At 74.0% G+C, this 18084-nt stretch carries 15 protein-coding genes; 9 read left to right on the plus strand and 6 right to left on the minus strand.

Annotated features, from left to right (window positions below; genetic code table 11):
- Positions 1-130: 130 nt before the first annotated feature.
- From ABD976_RS27485 to ABD976_RS27495, 3 genes are read left to right on the plus strand one after another with little or no spacing between them, the layout of a single operon-like run.
- Positions 131-1360 carry a glycosyltransferase family 4 protein gene (locus tag ABD976_RS27485; RefSeq protein WP_345367989.1) on the plus strand — a complete coding sequence of 410 codons (1230 nt, stop codon included), beginning with the start codon at positions 131-133 and terminating at the stop codon, positions 1358-1360.
- Positions 1354-2085 (plus strand): methyltransferase domain-containing protein, encoded by a 732-nt coding sequence (locus ABD976_RS27490; protein ID WP_345367990.1) that lies wholly within the window; start codon positions 1354-1356, stop codon positions 2083-2085. Before ABD976_RS27485 ends, ABD976_RS27490 begins: the two co-directional genes overlap by 7 nt.
- Positions 2072-3172, plus strand: a complete 1101-nt coding sequence (locus tag ABD976_RS27495) for a prenyltransferase (RefSeq protein ID WP_345367991.1) — start codon at positions 2072-2074, stop codon at positions 3170-3172. The genes ABD976_RS27490 and ABD976_RS27495 overlap by 14 nt, the downstream gene beginning before the upstream one ends.
- A 52-nt stretch (positions 3173-3224) precedes the next feature.
- Here ABD976_RS27495 and ABD976_RS27500 read toward each other — a convergent pair whose 3' ends face one another.
- Positions 3225-3887, minus strand: a complete 663-nt coding sequence (locus ABD976_RS27500; RefSeq protein ID WP_345367992.1) for a class I SAM-dependent methyltransferase — start codon at positions 3885-3887, stop codon at positions 3225-3227.
- 258 nt (positions 3888-4145) lie between these two features.
- Between ABD976_RS27500 and ABD976_RS27505 the strand changes: the two genes are divergently transcribed.
- The gene (locus tag ABD976_RS27505) at positions 4146-5366 is read left to right on the plus strand and encodes a cytochrome P450 (RefSeq protein WP_345367993.1); all 1221 of its coding nucleotides are present in this window, start codon (positions 4146-4148) and stop codon (positions 5364-5366) included.
- Positions 5367-5376: 10 nt separating this feature from the next.
- Here the strand turns inward: ABD976_RS27505 and thiI are convergent, their stop codons facing one another.
- The 5 genes from thiI to ABD976_RS27530 all read right to left on the minus strand — a co-directional run bounded on the left by thiI (position 5377) and on the right by ABD976_RS27530 (position 10703).
- The gene (gene thiI / locus ABD976_RS27510; RefSeq protein WP_345367994.1) at positions 5377-6588 is read right to left on the minus strand and encodes a tRNA uracil 4-sulfurtransferase ThiI; all 1212 of its coding nucleotides are present in this window, start codon (positions 6586-6588) and stop codon (positions 5377-5379) included.
- A 115-nt stretch (positions 6589-6703) separates the two neighbouring features.
- Entirely contained in the window at positions 6704-7702 is a 999-nt protein-coding gene (ligD, locus tag ABD976_RS27515) for a non-homologous end-joining DNA ligase (protein WP_345367995.1), read from the minus strand.
- Positions 7699-8772: an ATP-dependent DNA ligase gene (locus ABD976_RS27520; RefSeq protein WP_345367996.1), complete on the minus strand. Its 1074-nt coding sequence runs from the start codon at positions 8770-8772 to the stop codon at positions 7699-7701. The genes ligD and ABD976_RS27520 overlap by 4 nt, the downstream gene beginning before the upstream one ends.
- A gap of 181 nt (positions 8773-8953) precedes the next feature.
- Positions 8954-9712 (minus strand): AfsR/SARP family transcriptional regulator, encoded by a 759-nt coding sequence (locus ABD976_RS27525; RefSeq protein WP_345367997.1) that lies wholly within the window; start codon positions 9710-9712, stop codon positions 8954-8956.
- 313 nt (positions 9713-10025) lie between these two features.
- Entirely contained in the window at positions 10026-10703 is a 678-nt protein-coding gene (locus tag ABD976_RS27530) for an MBL fold metallo-hydrolase (RefSeq protein ID WP_345367998.1), read from the minus strand.
- Between the two features lie 361 nt (positions 10704-11064).
- On the opposite strand from ABD976_RS27530, the gene uvrA reads away from it, so the two are divergent.
- The 5 genes from uvrA (at position 11065) to ABD976_RS27555 (ending at position 17953) form a co-directional block, all read left to right on the plus strand.
- Entirely contained in the window at positions 11065-13926 is a 2862-nt protein-coding gene (gene uvrA / locus ABD976_RS27535) for an excinuclease ABC subunit UvrA (RefSeq protein WP_345367999.1), read from the plus strand.
- A 130-nt stretch (positions 13927-14056) separates the two neighbouring features.
- Positions 14057-15577 (plus strand): ABC transporter substrate-binding protein, encoded by a 1521-nt coding sequence (locus ABD976_RS27540; protein ID WP_345368000.1) that lies wholly within the window; start codon positions 14057-14059, stop codon positions 15575-15577.
- Complete coding sequence (locus ABD976_RS27545; protein ID WP_345368001.1) at positions 15574-16251, plus strand: class I SAM-dependent methyltransferase; 678 nt, start codon at positions 15574-15576, stop codon at positions 16249-16251. Before ABD976_RS27540 ends, ABD976_RS27545 begins: the two co-directional genes overlap by 4 nt.
- Positions 16248-17189, plus strand: coding sequence for an ABC transporter permease (locus ABD976_RS27550; RefSeq protein ID WP_345368002.1), 942 nt, complete (start codon positions 16248-16250; stop codon positions 17187-17189). Before ABD976_RS27545 ends, ABD976_RS27550 begins: the two co-directional genes overlap by 4 nt.
- Positions 17186-17953, plus strand: a complete 768-nt coding sequence (locus ABD976_RS27555; RefSeq protein WP_345368003.1) for an ABC transporter permease — start codon at positions 17186-17188, stop codon at positions 17951-17953. Before ABD976_RS27550 ends, ABD976_RS27555 begins: the two co-directional genes overlap by 4 nt.
- Positions 17954-18084 lie beyond the last annotated feature (131 nt).

An 18084-nucleotide genomic window follows, 5' to 3' on the forward strand; every position in this document is an offset into this window, starting at 1 on the left:
CCCTCTTCGCTCCTCGGTACTCGGCGCGTCCCGACTTCACCCCTACGGGTTAAGGTAATCGCCTAAGCCCGATCGAAACACGTTCCAGTCTGTCACGAGTACGCCGTGCTCCGGCGCTGCGAGGTGAACCGTGCGAATCGCGCTCCTGTCGTACCGGAGCAAGCCGCACTGCGGTGGGCAGGGCGTCTACGTCCGCCACCTCAGCCGCGGGCTGGCAGCGCTCGGGCACCACGTCGAGGTGCTCTCCGGGCAGCCCTACCCGGAGCTCGACGACGGCGTGGACCTGACGCCGCTGCCCAGCCTCGACCTCTACAACGACGCGGACCCGTTCCGCACCCCGAACTGGCGCGAGCTGCGCGACGGCACCGACCTGCTGGAGGTCGCGACCATGTGGTCGGCGGGCTTCCCGGAGCCGCTGACGTTCAGCCTGCGCGCGGCGAAGCTGCTGCGCGCCCGCAGGCACGAGTTCGACGTGGTGCACGACAACCAGTGCCTCGGCTACGGGCTGCTCTCCTTGCAGCGGCAGGGGATCCCGCTGGTCGCCACGGTGCACCACCCGATCACCCACGACCGCCGGGTGGAGCTGGCCGCGGCCTCGGGCATCCGGAAGCTGGGCGTGCACCGGTGGTACGGCTTCGTCGGGATGCAGGCCCGGGTGGCCCGGCGGATCCCCCGCCTGCTCACCGTCTCCGAGTCCTCGGCCGCCGACATCCGGCGCGACTTCGGGGTGGCCGCCGAGCGGTTGCGGGTGGTGCCGCTGGGCGTGGACGCCGAGACCTTCCGCCCCCCGGAGGCGCCCCGCGTGCCCGGCCGGATCGTCGCGATGGCCAGCGCGGACAGCCCGATGAAGGGCATCGGGACGTTGCTGGAGGCCGTCGCGAAGCTGCGCACCGAGCGCACCGTGGAACTGGTCCTGGTGGCCAGGCCGACGCCCGGCGGACCCACCGAGCAGCTCGTCGACGAGCTGGCCATCGGGGACGTGGTGCGCACCGTCAGCGACCTCACCGATCCCGAGCTCGCCGAGCTGCTCGGCTCCGCGGAGGTGGCCTGCGTCCCGTCGCTGTACGAGGGCTTCTCGCTGCCCACGGTGGAGATGATGGCGTGCGGGACCCCGCTGGTGGCCAGCCGTGCCGGGGCGATCCCCGAGGTCGCCGGGCCGTGCGCCGACCTGGTGCCGCCCGGCGACGCCGAAGCGCTCGCCCGCGCGCTGGCCGACCTGCTGGACGCGCCGGAGCGGCGCGCCCGCCTCGGCGCCGCGGGCCGGGAACGGGTGCTGGCCCGCTTCAGCTGGGAACAGGTGGCGGCGACCACGGTCGACTGCTACGCGGAAGCGATCGAGAGGAGCACTGCGCGGTGCTGACGGTGGACTTCGACAAGCTCGGCCTGCTGCCGGGGCAGCGGGTGCTGGACCTGGGCTGCGGCGCGGGTCGGCACGCCTTCGAGCTGTACCGGCGCGGTGCGGACGTGGTCGCCTTCGACCAGGACGCCGCGGAGCTGGAGAACGTGGCGACGATGTTCGCCGCGATGGAGGCCGAGGGCGAGGTCCCGGCCGGGGCGTCGGCCACCACCCTCGCCGGTGACGCGCTGGCGCTGCCGTTCCCCGACGAGCACTTCGACTGCGTGATCGCCTCGGAGATCATGGAGCACATCCCCGAGGACGAGAAGGCGATGCGCGAGCTGGTGCGGGTGGTCAAGCCCGGCGGCCGGGTCGTGGTCACCGTGCCGCGCTGGTTCCCGGAGCGGGTGTGCTGGGCGCTGTCCGACGAGTACCACCAGGTCGAGGGCGGGCACGTGCGGATCTACCGCGCCGAGGAGCTCGTCGGCAAGCTCACCGATGCCGGGCTGCGGCCGGCCTTCCAGCACCACGCGCACGCGCTGCACGCGCCCTACTGGTGGCTCAAGTGCGCGGTCGGCACCGACGACGACCAGCACCCGCTGGTGCGCCTCTACCACCGGTTCCTGGTCTGGGACCTGATGAGCGCGCCGCGGCTGACCCGCACCGCCGAGCGGCTGCTGGACCCGGTGCTGGGCAAGAGCCTCGTGGTGTACCTCGGCAAACCGGGAGCCGCCCGTGCCCGGGCATGAGGTGCCCGCCGTCCCCGGTGTGCTGACCGCCGAGGCGGTGCTGGCCACCGGCCGCGCGATCGCCGCGGTGCAGCAGGATTCCGGTGCGGTGCCGTGGTTCCCGGACGGGCACGTCGACCCGTGGGACCACGTCGAGTCGGCGATGGCGTTGTCGGCGACCGGTCTCCTGGCGCAGGCCGAGCACGCCTACGAGTGGCTGCGGCGCACCCAGCGGCGGGACGGCTCGTGGCCGCTCCAGGTCCGCGACGGGGTGGTGGAGGACGCGGCCGCCGACACGAACTTCTGCGCCTACCCGGCGGTCGGGGTGTGGCACCACCTGGTGATCACCGGCGACGACGGGTTCGCCGAGCGGATGTGGCCGGTGGTGCGGGCCGCCGTCGAATTCGTGCTCGGTGCCCAGCGGGAGCGCGGCGAGATCGACTGGGCCGTCGGTGCCGGTGGTGCGCCCGTCGGCGAGGCGCTGCTGTCCGGGTGCTCCAGCATCCACCACAGCCTGCGCTGCGCGCTCGCCCTCGCCGAGCACCTCGGCGAGCCGCAGCCCGGCTGGGAGGTGGCGCTCGGCCGCCTCGGGCACGTGCTGCGCCGGCACCCGGAGGCGTTCCTGGTCAAGGACCGGTACTCGATGGACTGGTACTACCCGGTGCTCGGTGGTGCGGTGCGCGGGGCGGCCGGGCGGCGGCGGCTGCAGGAGCGGTGGGACGACTTCGTGGTCGAGGGCCTCGGAGCGCGCTGCGTGGACGACCACCCGTGGGTCACCGGCGCCGAGACCTGCGAGCTGGTGCTGAGCCTGGACGCCGTCGACGAGCACGACCGCGCGCGGGAGCTGCTGGCCGCGATGCAACACCTGCGGGACCCGGACGGCTCCTACGGCACCGGTTTCGTCTACGCCGACGGCAAGCGCTGGCCGGAGGAGCGGACCACCTGGACCGGGGCCGCGGTGGTGCTGGCCGCCGATGCGCTGTCCCGCACCACGCCGGGCAACGGCGTGTTCCGGGGCGAGAAGCTCTCCGAGGGCCTGGCCGACGTGCACTGCTGCGCTCTGGAGGACGCCGAAGCCGGGCCGCCCGCACCGTCGTTGCCCGAGTGAGGGGCACCTTCATCCGACTATGCCGGATGAAGGTGCCCCTCACCCGCTCGCGTCAGGGCAGCGTGCCGGGGCGGCCGGTGGTGCGCTCCAGCACCCGCAGGGAGCCGACGGCGCGGGTCTCGCGGAAGGCGCCGGTCTCCAGCGCGCGGCGGTAGACCCGGTACGGCGCCTGGCCACCGTCGGCGGGGTCCGGGAACACGTCGTGGATGACCAGGGCGCCGCCCGGCGCGACCCACGGGGCCCAGCCCGCGAAGTCGGCGCTCGCGGCCTCGTCGGTGTGGCCGCCGTCGATGAACAGCAGCGCCAAGGGGGTCCGCCAGAACGCCGCCGTGGTGGCCGAGCGCCCGACGATCGCGGTGACCTCCTCCTCCAGCCCGGCCGCGGCGAGGGTGCGGCGGAACTCGCCGAGCGTGTCCAGCTTGCCCGTGCCCGGGTCGACCAGCTCCGGGTCGTGGTACTCCCAGCCCGGCTGGTGCTCCTCGGAACCGCGGTGGTGGTCCACGGTGACGATCCGGCCGCCGGTACCCCGCGCGGCGGCGCCCAGGTAGAGCGCCGACTTGCCGCAGTAGGTGCCGATCTCGACCCCGACCCCGGTGCCCAGGTGGGCCACCGCCGCTTCGTGCAGCGCGATCCCCTCGTCGGCGGGCATGAAGCCGGTCGCGCGCTCGGCGAGCGCGAGCAGTTCGGCCGGGAGGGTGGCCGGTCGCTGCGTCACGTGGTCCTCCTCGGGGTGCTGATCCGCTCCGCACCCTACCCGCTGAACGGGCCAGTTCCGGTAGAACCCGTTGCACCCGCTGCCGTCGGCCGCTCGGGCGCGGGTCCGGCGCGGCGGGTGCGATCCGCCCGGACCGCCCGCGCCGACGTCCGGGCGACCTCCCGGGTGAACAGGGTTTACCGACCGGGCCGCCTGTGGTTCGCTGCACCGGAAACGCCTCGTTCCGGTCATTCCCCGCATCCCGCGCAGGAGGTAGCCGTGGTCGCCCTCCCGGAAGGCTTCGACTTCACCGACCCGGACCTGTACGCCGAGCGGCTGCCGATGGCGGAGTTCGCCGAGCTGCGCCGCACCGCACCGGTGTGGTGGAACCGGCAGCCGCGCGGGCGGTCCGGCTACGACGACGAGGGCTACTGGGTGGTCACCCGGCACGCCGAGGTCAAGGAGGTCTCCCGGCGCAGCGACGTGTTCTCCAGCTGGGAGAACACCGCGATCATCCGGTACGGCGAGGACACGCCGCGCGAGCAGATCGAGGCCCAGCGCTTGATCATGCTCAACATCGACCCGCCGCAGCACACCGGGATGCGCAAGATCGTGCAGCGCGGCTTCACCCCGAGGGCCATCGCGGGGCTGGAGGAGGCGCTGCGGGAGCGGGCGCGCACCATCGTCACCGAGGCCCGGGAGCGCGGCGGTGGTGACTTCGTCACCGACGTCGCCCGCGAGCTCCCGCTGCAGGCCATCGCGGAGCTGATGGGCGTGCCGCAGGAGCACCGCGGCGAGATCTTCGACTGGTCCAACCAGATGATCGGCTACGACGACCCCGAGTACGACCTCGATCCCGGGCACGCCGCCGTGGAGATGCTCGGCTACTTCGGCGCGATGGCCGAGCAGCGGCGCGGCTGCCCGATGGACGACATCGTCACCCGGCTCGTGCACGCCGACGTCGACGGCAGCGCGCTGAGCACCGACGAGTTCGGCTTCTTCGTGATCCTGCTGGCGGTCGCGGGCAACGAGACCACCCGCAACGCCATCACCCACGGGATGCTGGCGTTCCTCGACCACCCCGAGCAGTGGGAGCACTACCGGCGGCACCGCCCGGCCACCACCGCCGACGAGATCGTCCGCTGGGCCACCCCGGTGGTCTCCTTCCAGCGCACCGCGCTGGTCGACACCGAGCTCGCCGGGGTGCCCATCGGAGCCGGTGAGCGCGTCGGGATGTTCTACAGCTCGGCCAACTTCGACCCGGAGGTCTTCGACGAACCGGAACGCTTCGACATCACCCGCGACCCGAACCCGCACGTCGGCTTCGGCGGCACCGGACCGCACTACTGCCTGGGCGCCAGCCTCGCCCGGCTGGAGATCGACCTGATCTTCAACGCCATCGCCGACCACATGCCCGGCATCAGCCAGGTGGGTCAGCCCCGGCGGCTGCGCTCCGGCTGGCTCAACGGGATCAAGGAACTCCAGGTCCGCTACGAGTAGTCCCGCCTGCTCAGCCGGTGGGCGCCGCGCACCCGGTCCGGACCTGCTCGCCGAGGTCCAGGAGCTGCACGCCGGAGAGCACCTGCTCCACCATGTCGTCGAACCCGGCGCGCTCCTCGACCTTGCTGAGCTGGGCGTCGGTGGTCCGGGTCGCCACGCTCGGCGGCAGGATCAGGCTGCAGCAGTCCTCGTCGGGGAGCTCGGAGACCTCGTAGGTGCCGATCCGCCGCGCCTCGGCCATGATCTCGTCCTTGTCCCACGCCAGCAGCGGGCGCAGCAGCGGCAGCTCGGTGGCCTGCTCGGTGGTGGCCATGTTGCTCAGCGTCTGGCTGGCGACCTGCCCCAGGCTGTCCCCGGTCACCAGGGCCTGCGCTCCGAGCCGCCGGGCGAGGGCATCGCCCACCCGCACGATCAGCCGGCGCTGCGCGACGATCTGCAACTGCCCGGCGCCGGAGGTGGCCAGCGTGCGCTGCGCCTTGCCGATCGGGATCACGTGCAGCCGCGAGCCGCCCTGGAACCGGTCCAGGCTGCGCATCAGGGCGTAGGCCTTGTAGGTGGAGGAGGGGCCGGTGAACGGCGCCCCGGTGAAGTGCACGAAGTCGCAGCGCAACCCGCGCCGCATCATCCGGTAGGCGGCCACCGGGGAGTCGTAGCCGCCGGAGAGCAGCACCAGCGCGCGCCCGCTGGCGCCCACCGGCAGGCCGCCCTGGCCGCGCAGCCGGTCCACCGACAGGAAGATCTCCCGCCAGTCGATCTCGGCGGTGATCTCGACCTCCGGCTGGTCCAGGTCCACCGTCCAGCCCAGCTCGTCGCGCACCCGCTGGCCGATGTGCGCGGCGAGCTCCAGCGCGGTCAGCCGGAAGTTCTTGTCCCGCCGCCGGGGCTTGACCCCGAACCGGCGGGGCCGGGTCGCGGCGTCCGGGTAGCGCTCGCGCAGCAGCCGCACCGCGCTGCTCGCGGCGTCCTCCGGGTCCTTGGACACCCGCAGCGCGGGCTGCACCAGGTTGAACCCGATGACCTCGCTCGCCCGCCGGACCAGCTCGTCGAGCGCGACGGTGCCGATGAGCACCGACACGCCCGCCCGGCGCTCGACCGCGGCCCCCGGATCGACCTCGGCGACGGCCCGCTCCAGGTTGCCCAGCAGCATCCGCTCGAAGGTGCCCCGGTTGCGGCCCTTGATCGCGATCTCACCGTGCTTGAGCAGCACGCACGGCTGCGCCATGGACCTCCACCCCTCACTGCACCGACCGCCGACGTTCGCGCGGCGGCGCACTGCAGGATACGGTCCCGTCCTCCGGACGGGAGAGGCAGTGGGTGCGGCGGTGCTGGGGGCGCGGTCAGTCCCGCCGGGCCCGGCTGGGCGAGACCCGGGGCGGTTCGCCGGGCTGCTTCGGGTAGACCGGCGGCCACGGGGCGTCCGCCAGCCCGCTGGCCAGGTCGCGCTCCGACCGCTCCAGCAGCGGCTCCAGCGACTGCGGCCGCCCCGGCGCGCCCGCCCAGGGGTCGCCGCGCTCGGCCAGCCGGGCCGGGACGGTGGCGATGGTGAGCGACTCCGGGGCGACCTCGGCCAGCTCGTCCCAGCCGATCGGGGTGGAGACCTGGGCGCCCGCCCGGGGCCGCGCGCACCAGGCCCCGAACACGGTCTTGTGCGGCGCGTTCTGGTTGAAGTCCACGAACACCCGGGCGCCGCGCTCCTCCTTCCACCACTGCGCGGTGATCAGCTCCGGGTGGCGGCGCTCCAGCTCCCGGGCCAGCGCCACCGCCGACGCCCGCACCTGGTAGCTGTCCCACCGCGGCTGCAGCGGTACGTAGACGTGCAGGCCGCGGGACCCCGAGGTCTTCAGGTGCGCTTCGACGCCCAGCTCGTCGAGCAGTTCCCCGGTGCGCACCGCCGCCTCCTGGACCTGCGGGAACCGCACCCCGGGTGAGGGGTCCAGGTCGATGCGCAGCTCGTCGGCCACCTCCGGGGTGTCGGCGTGGTAGGGCCACACGTGGAAGCCGAGGCAGCCCTGGTTCACCGCCCACAGCAGGTGCGCCAGGTCGGCGGCCACCAGCGCGTCGCTGGTCGTCCCGTTCGGGGTGCTGACCACGGTGGTGCGCAGCCACGGCGGCGCCGACTTGGGCACCCGCTTCTGGAAGAACGACTTCCCGCCCGCGCCCTCGGGGAACCGCTCCAGCAGCACCGGCCGACCGCGCAGCGTGGCCAGCAGCGGTTCGGCGACCGCCTGGTAGTACCGGACCAGGTCGAGCTTGGTCTCGCCGCGCTCGGTGAAGTACACCTTGTCCGGGTGCGAGATCGTCACCTCGGTGCCGTCCGCCTCGACCGTCGTGCTCATCGTCGCTCCTGTCCGAACAGGGCGGTCAGTTCCGCCGGGGGCACTTCGTCGAGCTGGCCGTAGGTGCACGACCGGGGATCGCGGTCCGGGCGGAACCGGACGAGCCGCCCGCCGTGCCGGAACCGCCCGGCCTGGACGTGCTCGTACCGGACCTCGGCGACCTGCTCCGGGCGCAGCGGCTCCCACGAGAGGTCCTTGCCCGCGCTCCACCGGCTCTGCGCGCCGGGCATCCGGCCCGTTCCCGGCTCGGCGGCGGCCCAGTCCCGCCACGGGTGGTCGGTCAGCGCGTCCTCCCGCCACGGCGCCAGCTCCTCGACGAGCTCGCGGCGGCGCCGGGCGGTGAAGCTGGCGGCGACCCCGACGTGGTGCAGCACGCCCGCGTCGTCGTAGAGCCCGAGCAGCAGCGACCCGACGCCTTCGCCGTCCTTGTGCCAGCGGAACCCGGCGACCACGCAGTCCGCGGTGCGTTCGTGCTTGACCTTCCACATCACCCGCCGGTCCTGGGCGTAGGGCTGGTCGAGCGGCTTGGCCACCACGCCGTCGAACCCGGCCCCCTCGAACCGGGTGAACCAGTCCTGCGCGACGTCGGCGTCGCTGCTCAGCGGGGTGAGGTGGACCCGGGCCAGCGCCGTGTCCAGCACCCCTTCGAGCAGTCGCCGCCGTTCGCCGAACGGTTCCCCGGTGAGGTCGCGGTCGTCCAGCGCCAGCAGGTCGAAGGCCACGAAGCTCGCCGGGGTCTCGGCCGCCAGCTTGCGCACCCGGGAGGCGGCCGGGTGCAGCCGGAGCTGCAGCAGGTCGAAGTCCAGCCCGTGCTCGGTGACGACCACGATCTCGCCGTCCACCACGCACCGCTGCGGCAGCGCGTCCTGCAGCAGCTCGACGAGCTCGGGGAAGTACCTGGTCAACGGGCGGTCGGTGCGCGAGCCGAGTTCCACCTCGGCGCCGTCGCGGAACACGACGCAGCGGAACCCGTCCCACTTCGGTTCGTAGGCGATCCCGGGTGCGCGCGGCACCTCGGAGACCGACTTCGCCAGCATCGGGCGGACGGGCGGCATCACGGGAAGCTCCACGCCGAGCAGCGTAGGACGGTCCACCGACGAACACCCGTCATCCGGCGGACGATCCCGGGTGTCGCGCGGGATCGGGAAGGCCACCCGGCGGGAATTCCGGTCCCCCGGTCCAGCGACCACGCCGGAGCCGGGAGGCATCACCCGCCGGGTGACCACGCCTCCGACCGGTCGCGGCGGGGCGTCACGGGCGCGGTCGGCCGCTGAGCGCACCGCGCAGCGCGTCGTTGAGCGCGGCCGACGGTTCCACGCCGAGTTCGTCGAGCACCCGGCGCCGCATCCGCCGGAAGACGTCGGCGGCCTCGGCGCGTCGTCCGGCCCGCCCCAGCGCGGTGATGAGCTGGCAGTGCAACCGCTCCCGCAGCGGGTGCGCGGCGGCGAGGGAGGTGAGGTCGCCGATGATCCGGTCGTGGCGCTCCAGCCGCAGGTCGAGTTCGACCAGGTCCTCGAGCGCGAGCAGCCGGTGCTCCTCCATCCGCGCGGCGGCGAGCCGGAGCCGGGGGCTGTGCTCGCGCACGTCGGCCAGCGCGGGACCGCGCCACAGCGCCAGGGCCCGGCGGAGCAGGTTCGCCGCCTCCAGCGGCCGCTGCCCGGACGCCTCCCCGGCGGCCTGGCGGAACCCGTTGAAGGTGCTCAGGTCGAGCTCCCCCGCGGGTACTTCGAGGAGGTAGCCGAGGTCGGCGTGCACGATGTGCGGTGCTTCGCCCCCGCGCGCCCGCAGGTCGCGGCGCAGCCGGGTGACGTGCGCCTGCAGGGCGTTGGCTCCGCTGGCCGGGCGCCCGAACGGCCAGAGCTGCTCCTCCAGCACCTCCACCGGCGTCGTCCGGCCCGCGTTGAGCAGCAGCATCGCCAGCAGGGCGCGCCGGCGCACGCCGGGCACCGGGGCGAAGCCGGATTCCGCGCCGCGGACCTGGACGGGTCCGAGCAACCGGAACCGGATCACGGCGCCTCCCCTCGGCGGCGGCGCGCTCGCCCGGCCGCGACGGTGGTGGCGGACCGCGCCGCGTCGGCCGACCGGCGGCGGCACGCGTCCTTGGACGAGGGCAATGCTAGGAGCGCCGGTTGCCCCAACGGGAGCCGCCAAATGCGCGACATGGCGCGGAATTCGGGTGTACGTGAGCCGGGTGGTGCGCGGAAAACGGCGGAATATTCCAGAAAACGTCATTCCACACCGGACGGAGAAGCTGTCGGACGCGAACGAGGGGCGCCTCCCGGCCGACCGGGAGGCGCCCCTCGTGCTGCGCGGTGGCGGTGCGTCACCAGCCGCGTTCGCGCCATTCGGCGAGCTTGGGGCGCTCGGCCCCGAGCGTCGAGTCGTCGCCGTGCCCCGGGTAGAACCAGGTGTCGTCCGGGAGCTCGGCGAAGACGCGCTGCTCGACGTCGTCGACCAGCGCGGCGAAGTCCTCGGGGGAGCCGGTCTTGCCGACCCCGCCGGGGAACAGCGAGTCCCCGGTGAACAGGTGCGGGTGGCCCGCCGGGTCGCGGTAGAGCAGGGCGATCGAACCCGGGGTGTGCCCGCGCAGGTGGATCACCGACAGCTCCGAGTCGCCGACGGCGATCGTGTCGCCGTGCTCGACCAGGTTGTCCGGCGGCACCGGGAGCGCGTCGGCGTCGGCCGGGTGGGCCACCGTGTAGCAGCCGGTCTGCCCCGCCACGGACCCGAGCGCCTGCCAGTGGTCGCCGTGCTGGTGGGTCGTGACGATGGTGCGCAGCCGGGGCCGCTCGGCGTCGTGCCCGAGCAGGTCGGTGAGCCGCTCGGAGTCGTTGGCGGCGTCGATCAGCAGCCCGTCGCCGGTGGTCTTGCACACCAGCAGGTAGGCGTTGTTGTCCATCGGGCCGACCGAGAGCTTGGTGATGGTCAGCGCGTCCAGCTCGCGCCGGGCCGCCGCGCCGCCCGGCTCGACATGACCGGTGTACTCGTCCGTGATCTCCACGCGGCCGAGCCTAACGCCCCGGGTGCTCGGCGAGGCCGAGGCCAGCGGGGTGGACGCGGCGTGTTGGCCGGGGTGACCAGGGCGGTGGGCCGCACGCCACAACCGCGGCGGCGCCGACCACGGGGCGGCGGTGGGTATCGTGGACGCGGGGTGGTCGCTCACCGTGAGTCACCCGTTCGAGCGGGTGAGCACCGTCGCGGTGCGTACCGCGCCGCACGCGCTCCGGAGCTGTCGGTGGGCCCGCCTAGCATGGTCCGCGGACTCGCGCTCGTGCCGACCCCCGGCCGCCGGTCCTGGAGACGAACCCGAACCGGGTCTGGCGCGTTCCTCATCAACGGCGAGAACTCTTGAAGGGATCACAGTGGCTGACCGCCTTGTCGTCCGCGGCGCCCGTGAGCACAACCTGCGCGGGGTCGACCTCGACCTGCCCCGGGACAGCCTGGTCGTGTTCACCGGCCTCTCCGGTTCGGGAAAGTCGAGCCTGGCGTTCGACACCATCTTCGCGGAGGGGCAGCGCCGCTACGTGGAGTCGCTGTCCGCCTACGCGCGGCAGTTCCTCGGCCAGATGGACAAGCCCGACGTCGACTTCATCGAGGGCCTGTCCCCGGCGGTCTCCATCGACCAGAAGTCCACCAGCCGGAACCCGCGGTCCACCGTGGGCACCATCACCGAGGTCTACGACTACCTGCGGTTGCTCTACGCCCGGGCGGGCACCCCGCACTGCCCGCAGTGCGGTGAGCGGATCAGCAGGCAGACCCCGCAGCAGATCGTCGACCAGGTGCTCGAGATGCCCGAGCGCACCAAGTTCCAGGTGCTCGCTCCCGTGGTCCGGGGGCGCAAGGGCGAGTACGTCGACCTGTTCGACACGCTCCGCTCGTCCGGGTTCGCCCGCGCGCGGGTCGACGGCGCGGTGCACCCGCTGGAGAGCCCGCCGAAGCTCAAGAAGCAGGAGAAGCACGACATCGCGGTGGTCGTCGACCGGCTCACCGTGAAGTCCGGCGCCAAGCAGCGCCTGACCGACTCGGTGGAGACCGCGCTGCGGCTCGCCGACGGGCTGGTGGTGATCGAGTACGTCGACCTCGACGAGGACGACCCGCAGCGCGAGCGCCGGTTCTCCGAGAACCTGGCCTGCCCGAACGGCCACCCGCTCGGCGTCGACGAGCTGGAGCCGCGGTCGTTCTCCTTCAACTCGCCCTACGGGGCCTGCCCGGCGTGCGCCGGTCTCGGCTTCCGCAAGGAGGTCGACCCGGAGCTGGTCGTGCCCGACGAGGACCTGTCGCTGGCCGACGGGGCGATCGCGCCGTGGGCGGGCGGCCACACCGCCGAGTACTTCACCCGGCTGCTCACCTCGCTGTCGGAGTCGATCGGGTTCCGGATGGACACCGCGTGGCGGCGGCTGCCCACCAAGGTCAAGAAGGCCGTGCTGCACGGCAGCACCGACCAGGTGCACGTGCGCTACAAGAACCGCTACGGGCGCACCCGCTCGTACTACGCCAACTACGAGGGCGTCATCCCGTTCCTGGAGCGCCGGCTGGAGCAGACCGAGTCCGACTACGCCCGGGAGAAGTACGAGGGGTACATGCGCGACGTGCCCTGCCCGGCGTGCGACGGGACCCGGCTCAAGCCGGAGATCCTGGCGGTCACCATGCCCGGCGCCGACCGCGGTGAGCTGTCCATCGCCGAGGTGAGCGCGCTGAGCGTGCAGGAGTGCGCGGCGTTCCTCGACGGCCTGGTGCTCGGCGAGCGGGAGCAGCTCATCGCCGGCCGGGTGCTCAAGGAGGTGCAGGCCCGCCTCGGGTTCCTGCTCGACGTCGGGCTGGACTACCTGTCGCTGGACCGCGCCGCGGGCACCCTCTCCGGTGGAGAGGCGCAGCGCATCCGGCTGGCCACCCAGATCGGTTCCGGGCTGGTCGGCGTGCTCTACGTGCTCGACGAGCCGTCCATCGGGCTGCACCAGCGGGACAACCACCGGCTGCTGGAGACGCTGGCCCGGCTCCGGGACCTGGGCAACACGCTGATCGTCGTGGAGCACGACGAGGACACCGTGCGCAGCGCCGACTGGGTGGTCGACATCGGCCCCGGCGCGGGGGAGCACGGCGGTCAGGTGGTGCACAGCGGCTCCTACAAGCAACTGCTGGACAACGAGGACTCGCTGACCGGTGCCTACCTGTCCCGGCGCCGGACGATCCCGACGCCCGAGCAGCGCCGCCCGCGGGACCCGAAGCGGCTGCTGACCGTGGTCGGCGCCCGCGAGCACAACCTGCGCAAGATCGACGTGTCGTTCCCGCTGGGCTGCGTGGTGGGGGTCACCGGGGTCTCCGGCTCGGGCAAGTCCACGCTGGTCAACGACATCCTCGCCACCACGCTGGCGAACAAGCTCAACGGGGCGCGGCAGGTCCCGGGCAGGCACACCCGGATCAAGGGCCTGGAGCACGTGGACAAGCTGGTGCAGGTCGACCAGTCGCCGATCGGGCGCACGCCGCGGTCGAACCCGGCCACCTACACCGGCGTGTTCGACCACATCCGCAAGCTGTTCGCGGCGACCACCGAGGCCAAGGTCCGCGGCTACCAGCCGGGCCGGTTCTCGTTCAACATCAAGGGCGGGCGCTGCGAGTCCTGCGCGGGTGAGGGCACCTTGAAGATCGAGATGAACTTCCTGCCCGACGTCTACGTGCCCTGCGAGGTGTGCCACGGGGCCCGGTACAACCGGGAGACCCTGGAGGTGCACTACAAGGGCAAGACGATCGCCGAGGTGCTCGACATGCCGATCGAGGAGGCGGCCGAGTTCTTCGAGCCCATCAAGGCGATCCACCGGCACCTCCGGACGCTGGTGGACGTCGGCCTCGGCTACGTCCGGCTGGGCCAGCCCGCCCCGACCCTGTCCGGCGGCGAGGCGCAGCGGGTCAAGCTGGCCAGCGAGCTGCAGAAGCGCTCCACCGGCCAGACCGTGTACGTGCTCGACGAGCCGACCACCGGACTGCACTTCGAGGACATCCGCAAGCTCCTCGGCGTGATCAACGGGCTGGCCGACAAGGGCAACACGGTGATCGTCATCGAGCACAACCTCGACGTGATCAAGTCGGCGGACTGGCTCGTCGACATGGGGCCGGAGGGCGGTTCCGGCGGCGGCGCGCTGGTCGCCGAGGGCACTCCGGAGCAGGTCGCCGACAACGAGGCCAGCTACACCGGGCGCTTCCTCGCCCCGGTGCTGGCCGAGGGCTGAGCCGGGCGGGCGGGACGTCCACTCCGGACTCCCGCCGGCGTGGCGCAGCGCACCCCTGATCGCCGTCGGCGACGACGGCACCACCACCTCGTGCGAGAATCCTTCAGGTCTTGTTGCGAGGAGGTGGCAGTTGCACACCCTGCGACGCGGGTGGGCGGCGATCGTGCTCACCGCGGTGGCCGCGCTGCTGGCCGGGTGCGGTTTCTCCGGGGCCGGTGCCGGTCCCGACGCGCTGCGCATCGCGATCGGCATCCCGCCCCGGTCCGGCTGGGACCCGGCGTCGGACGACGCGCTGATCCTGGTGCGGCTCGGGGTCACCGAGACGCTCACCGACGTGACCACCGACGGGCGGGCGCACCCGGGGCTCGCCGAGTCCTGGGCGCAGGAGTCGCCGCAGCGGTGGCGGTTCACCCTCGACGCGGGTGCGCGGTTCCACTCCGGAGCGCCGGTGACCGCGCAGGCCGCCGCCGAGTCGATCAACCGGGCGGCCGGGGACGTCGCCCCGCCGCGCGCCCTGCGCGGGGTCGTCGAGGGCGCCGAGGCGCTGGACGACCGCACCGTGGTGGTGCGCACCGCGCGACCGGACCCGATCCTGCCGCTGCGGATGAGCGCCGCCGGGACCGCCGTGCTCGACCCCGCCGCGATCCGGCCGGACGGGCGGGTGGACCTGACCGCGGGCGCCGGGACCGGGCCGTTCGAAGTCGTCGGCAGCGACGGCGAGCGCGGGCTGCAACTGCGCCGGTTCGACGGCTACCGGGGCGCCCGCGCGGGCGTGGCGCAGGTCGACGTGCGCTTCGTCGAGGACGCCGCGGCCCGGGTCAACGGATTGCGCGGCGGCGAGTTCGACCTGATCGACAACGTGCCCGCCGCGCGGCTCGACCCGGTGCGCGAGGACCCCGAGCTCGCGGTGGCCGAGGCGGAGCTCCCGCGCACCACCGCGCTGCACCTCAACACCGCGGGCGGGCCGTTCGCCGATCAGCGGGTGCGCGCGGCGGCGCGGCTGGCCCTCGACCGGGCCGGTCTGGTCGACGGGGTGCTGCGCGGGACCGCCACCCCCGCCGCCCGCTACTTCGGCCCGGCCGTGCCGTGGGGTTCCCGCACCCCGCCGCCGCCCGCCGACCCCGAGCAGGCCCGCCGCCTGCTCGCCGAGGCCACCGGTCCGGGAGCGGAACCGATCACCCTGGGCACCTACCCCGAGCGGCCGGACCTGCCCGCGGTGGCGACCGCCGTCGCCGACGAGCTCGGCGAGGCCGGGTTCGAGGTGCGCATCGTGCAGGAGCCGGCCGACCGGCTGGAGCCGAAGATCCTCTCCGGCGAGCTCGACGCGGTGGTGTACTCGCGCAGCTACCTGGTCGACATCCCGGACGCCGCCGGTTACCTGCAGAGCGACTTCACCTGCGGCGGCGGCTTCAACCTGGACCACTTCTGCGATCCGGAACTGGACGCGCTGGTGGAGCGGTTGCGGTCGGTCGACGACCCGGCCGCGCGCGCCGAGATCTTCCGCCGCGCCGACGAACTGCTCGCCGAGCGGGTCGCCGGCATCCCCCTGTTCCACGAGAAGCAGCACCTGGCGCACTCGGCGCGCGTGCGGGGCGTGCGCGCCGACCCGCTGGAGCGGTCGCTGCTGACCCCGGAGGTGACCCTGCGATGAGCTCCGCGCCGCACGCCGTCGTGTCCTACTGGAACGACCGCGCCCGCAACGGTTACGACGGGCAGCCCGGCCAGGACCCCGCCCGCGACCGGTGGGCGCGGCGCCTCGAACCGCTGCTGCTCGACACCGTCGGGGCCGGCGCCCGGGTGCTCGACATCGGCTGCGGCACCGGGTTCCTGGCCCGCATCCTGGCCGCCGCCGGGCACGCGGTGACCGGTCAGGACGTCTCCCCGGGGATGCTCGAGGTCGCCGCCGAACGCGGGCAGGACGAAGGGCTGGCGGTCGAGTGGCGCGTGGGGGAGGCGGGCGAACCCCCGGCGGGGCCCTTCGACGCGGTGGTCACCCGCAACGTGCTGTGGACGCTGCCGGATCCGGCGCAGGCCGTGGCGCGCTGGCGCCGGGCGCTGCGCCCCGGCGGTCTGCTGCTGATCAGCGACGGCCGGTGGGGCCGGGCCGCGATCGGTGACGACGCGGTCGAGCAGCGGTTCAGCGATTCCTACGCCGGGGCCTCCGCCGCGCTGCCCCTGTCGGCGGGGCTCGACTTCGGCGCGTGCGCCGCGCTGGCCGACGACGCCGGGTTCGTCGACGTCGCCGACCGCACGTCGCTGTTCGACCGCGCGCCGTACCCGAGCGCACCCGGCTTCTTCCTGCTCACCGCCCGCGCTCCCCGGTGACGAGCGGGACGCTGCTGCGGCTGGCGCTGACGCCGGTCGTGCTGGTGGGCGTCGTGCTGCTGGCGATGCTGCTGCCGGAGCTGACCGGGGTCGACTCGGCGCGCAGCGTCCTGGCCGTCCGCTACGCCGACGCCGACCCCGACCCGGCGGTGCTCGCCGCGATCCGCGCCGACCTCGGTCTGGACCGGCCGCTGCCGGAACGGGTGCTCGACCGGCTCGGCCGGTTGTGCACCGGGCAGCTCGGCACGTCGTGGCTGTCCGGTGAGCCGGTGGGGGAGCGGATCGGGCGCGCCTTCCAGGTCTCGATCGGCATCGTGGTCGCCGCGCTGGTGCTGTCGTTCGTCCTCGGCTGCGCCGCCGGGCTGCTCGCCGCGCGCCGCCCCGGATCGCTGGTGGACCGCGCGGTGGCCGGGTCGACCCGGCTGGCCGCGGCGCTGCCGGAGTTCGCGCTCGCCCCGCTGCTGGTCGCGGTGTTCGCGGTCGGCCTCGACCTGCTGCCCAGCTCGGGATGGCACGGGCCGCACAACGCCGTGCTGCCGGTCGCGGCACTGGTCCCGGTCCTCGCCGCGCCGATCGCCGCGACGATGCGCGCGCGGGCGGCGGCGATGGCGCGGGAGAACTTCGCCGTCGCCGCCGAGGCCCGCGGCATCGGGCGCTTCCGGCTGTGGACAAGGCACATCGCCAAGCCGGCGCTGCCCGCGGTGCTGTCCGTGCTGACCTACAACGCGGCGGGCATGATCGCCGGGACCGCGACCGTCGAGGTCGTCTTCGACCTGCCCGGACTGGGCCGCACGCTGGTCGACGCGGTCATCGCCCAGGACCTGCCGGTGGTGCAGGTGGGCCTGATCGTGGCCGTCGCGATGGCCCTGCTCGTCGGCGCCCTCGGCGACGCGCTGCAACTCGTGGTCGACCCGCGCACCCGGCGGGCCGCGGCATGAGGGCGGCGATCCTGCTGTGCCTGCTCGCGGTGCCGGTGGCGGTCGGGCTCCTCGGGGACCCGCTGGCCACCGACATGCGCGCGGTGCTGCTGCCCCCGTCGCCGGAGCACCCGCTGGGCACCGACGCGCTGGGTCGGGACGTGCTCGCCCGGGTGGCCGCCGGTGCGGTGACCTCGCTCGGCGCGGCGGGGCTGGCGCTGGTGGTCTCGGCGCTGATCGGGCTCGCCGTCGGTGCCGCGACGGGATGGTCCGGTGGGCGCGGGTCCGCCGTCGTCCGGGCGCTGGTCGACGTCGCCGCGGCGCTGCCGCCGCTGATCGTGGCGCTGGTCGCCGGGCTGGTCGCCGGTCCGGGGTGGACCACGCTGCTGCTGGCGCTGATCGCGGTCGGCTGGCTGCCGTTCGCGCGCCAGGCCGACGCGCTCACCGCCAGCCTGCGCACCCGGCAGTGGGTGCTGGCGCACCGGGCGATGGGCGCCGGGACGCTGCGCATCTGGTGGCGGAGCCTGCTGCCGGAACTGCTGCCCCCGGTCGGGGCGCTCGCCGTGGTGCGGCTGCCCGCGCTGATCAACACGGTCGCCGCGCTGGGCTTCCTCGGTCTCGGCCCGCCGCCCCCGGCGCCCGAGTGGGGCGCGATGCTGGCCGCCTCGGTCGACCACCTCGGCGTGGCCCCGTGGTTGCTGGCCGCTCCGCTCGCCGCGCTCGTGGTGGCCCAGTTCCTCATCGCCGCGTTGCCGTTCGGTCGCCGCACCGACCGCGGCGGATAACCATTGCGTCGCTTTCGGAGCCCGCGCGCCGCCCCGTCGGACACACTGTGCGGCACCGCGTGTGCAGGGGCGCCCGCCGGATCGGTGCGCGCCCCGGTCGCGCCGCCCGCAGCCCACCCGTCCGCGGAAGG

The organism is Saccharopolyspora cebuensis, from assembly GCF_039542665.1.
Taxonomy (GTDB): Bacteria; Actinomycetota; Actinomycetes; order Mycobacteriales; family Pseudonocardiaceae; genus Saccharopolyspora; species Saccharopolyspora cebuensis.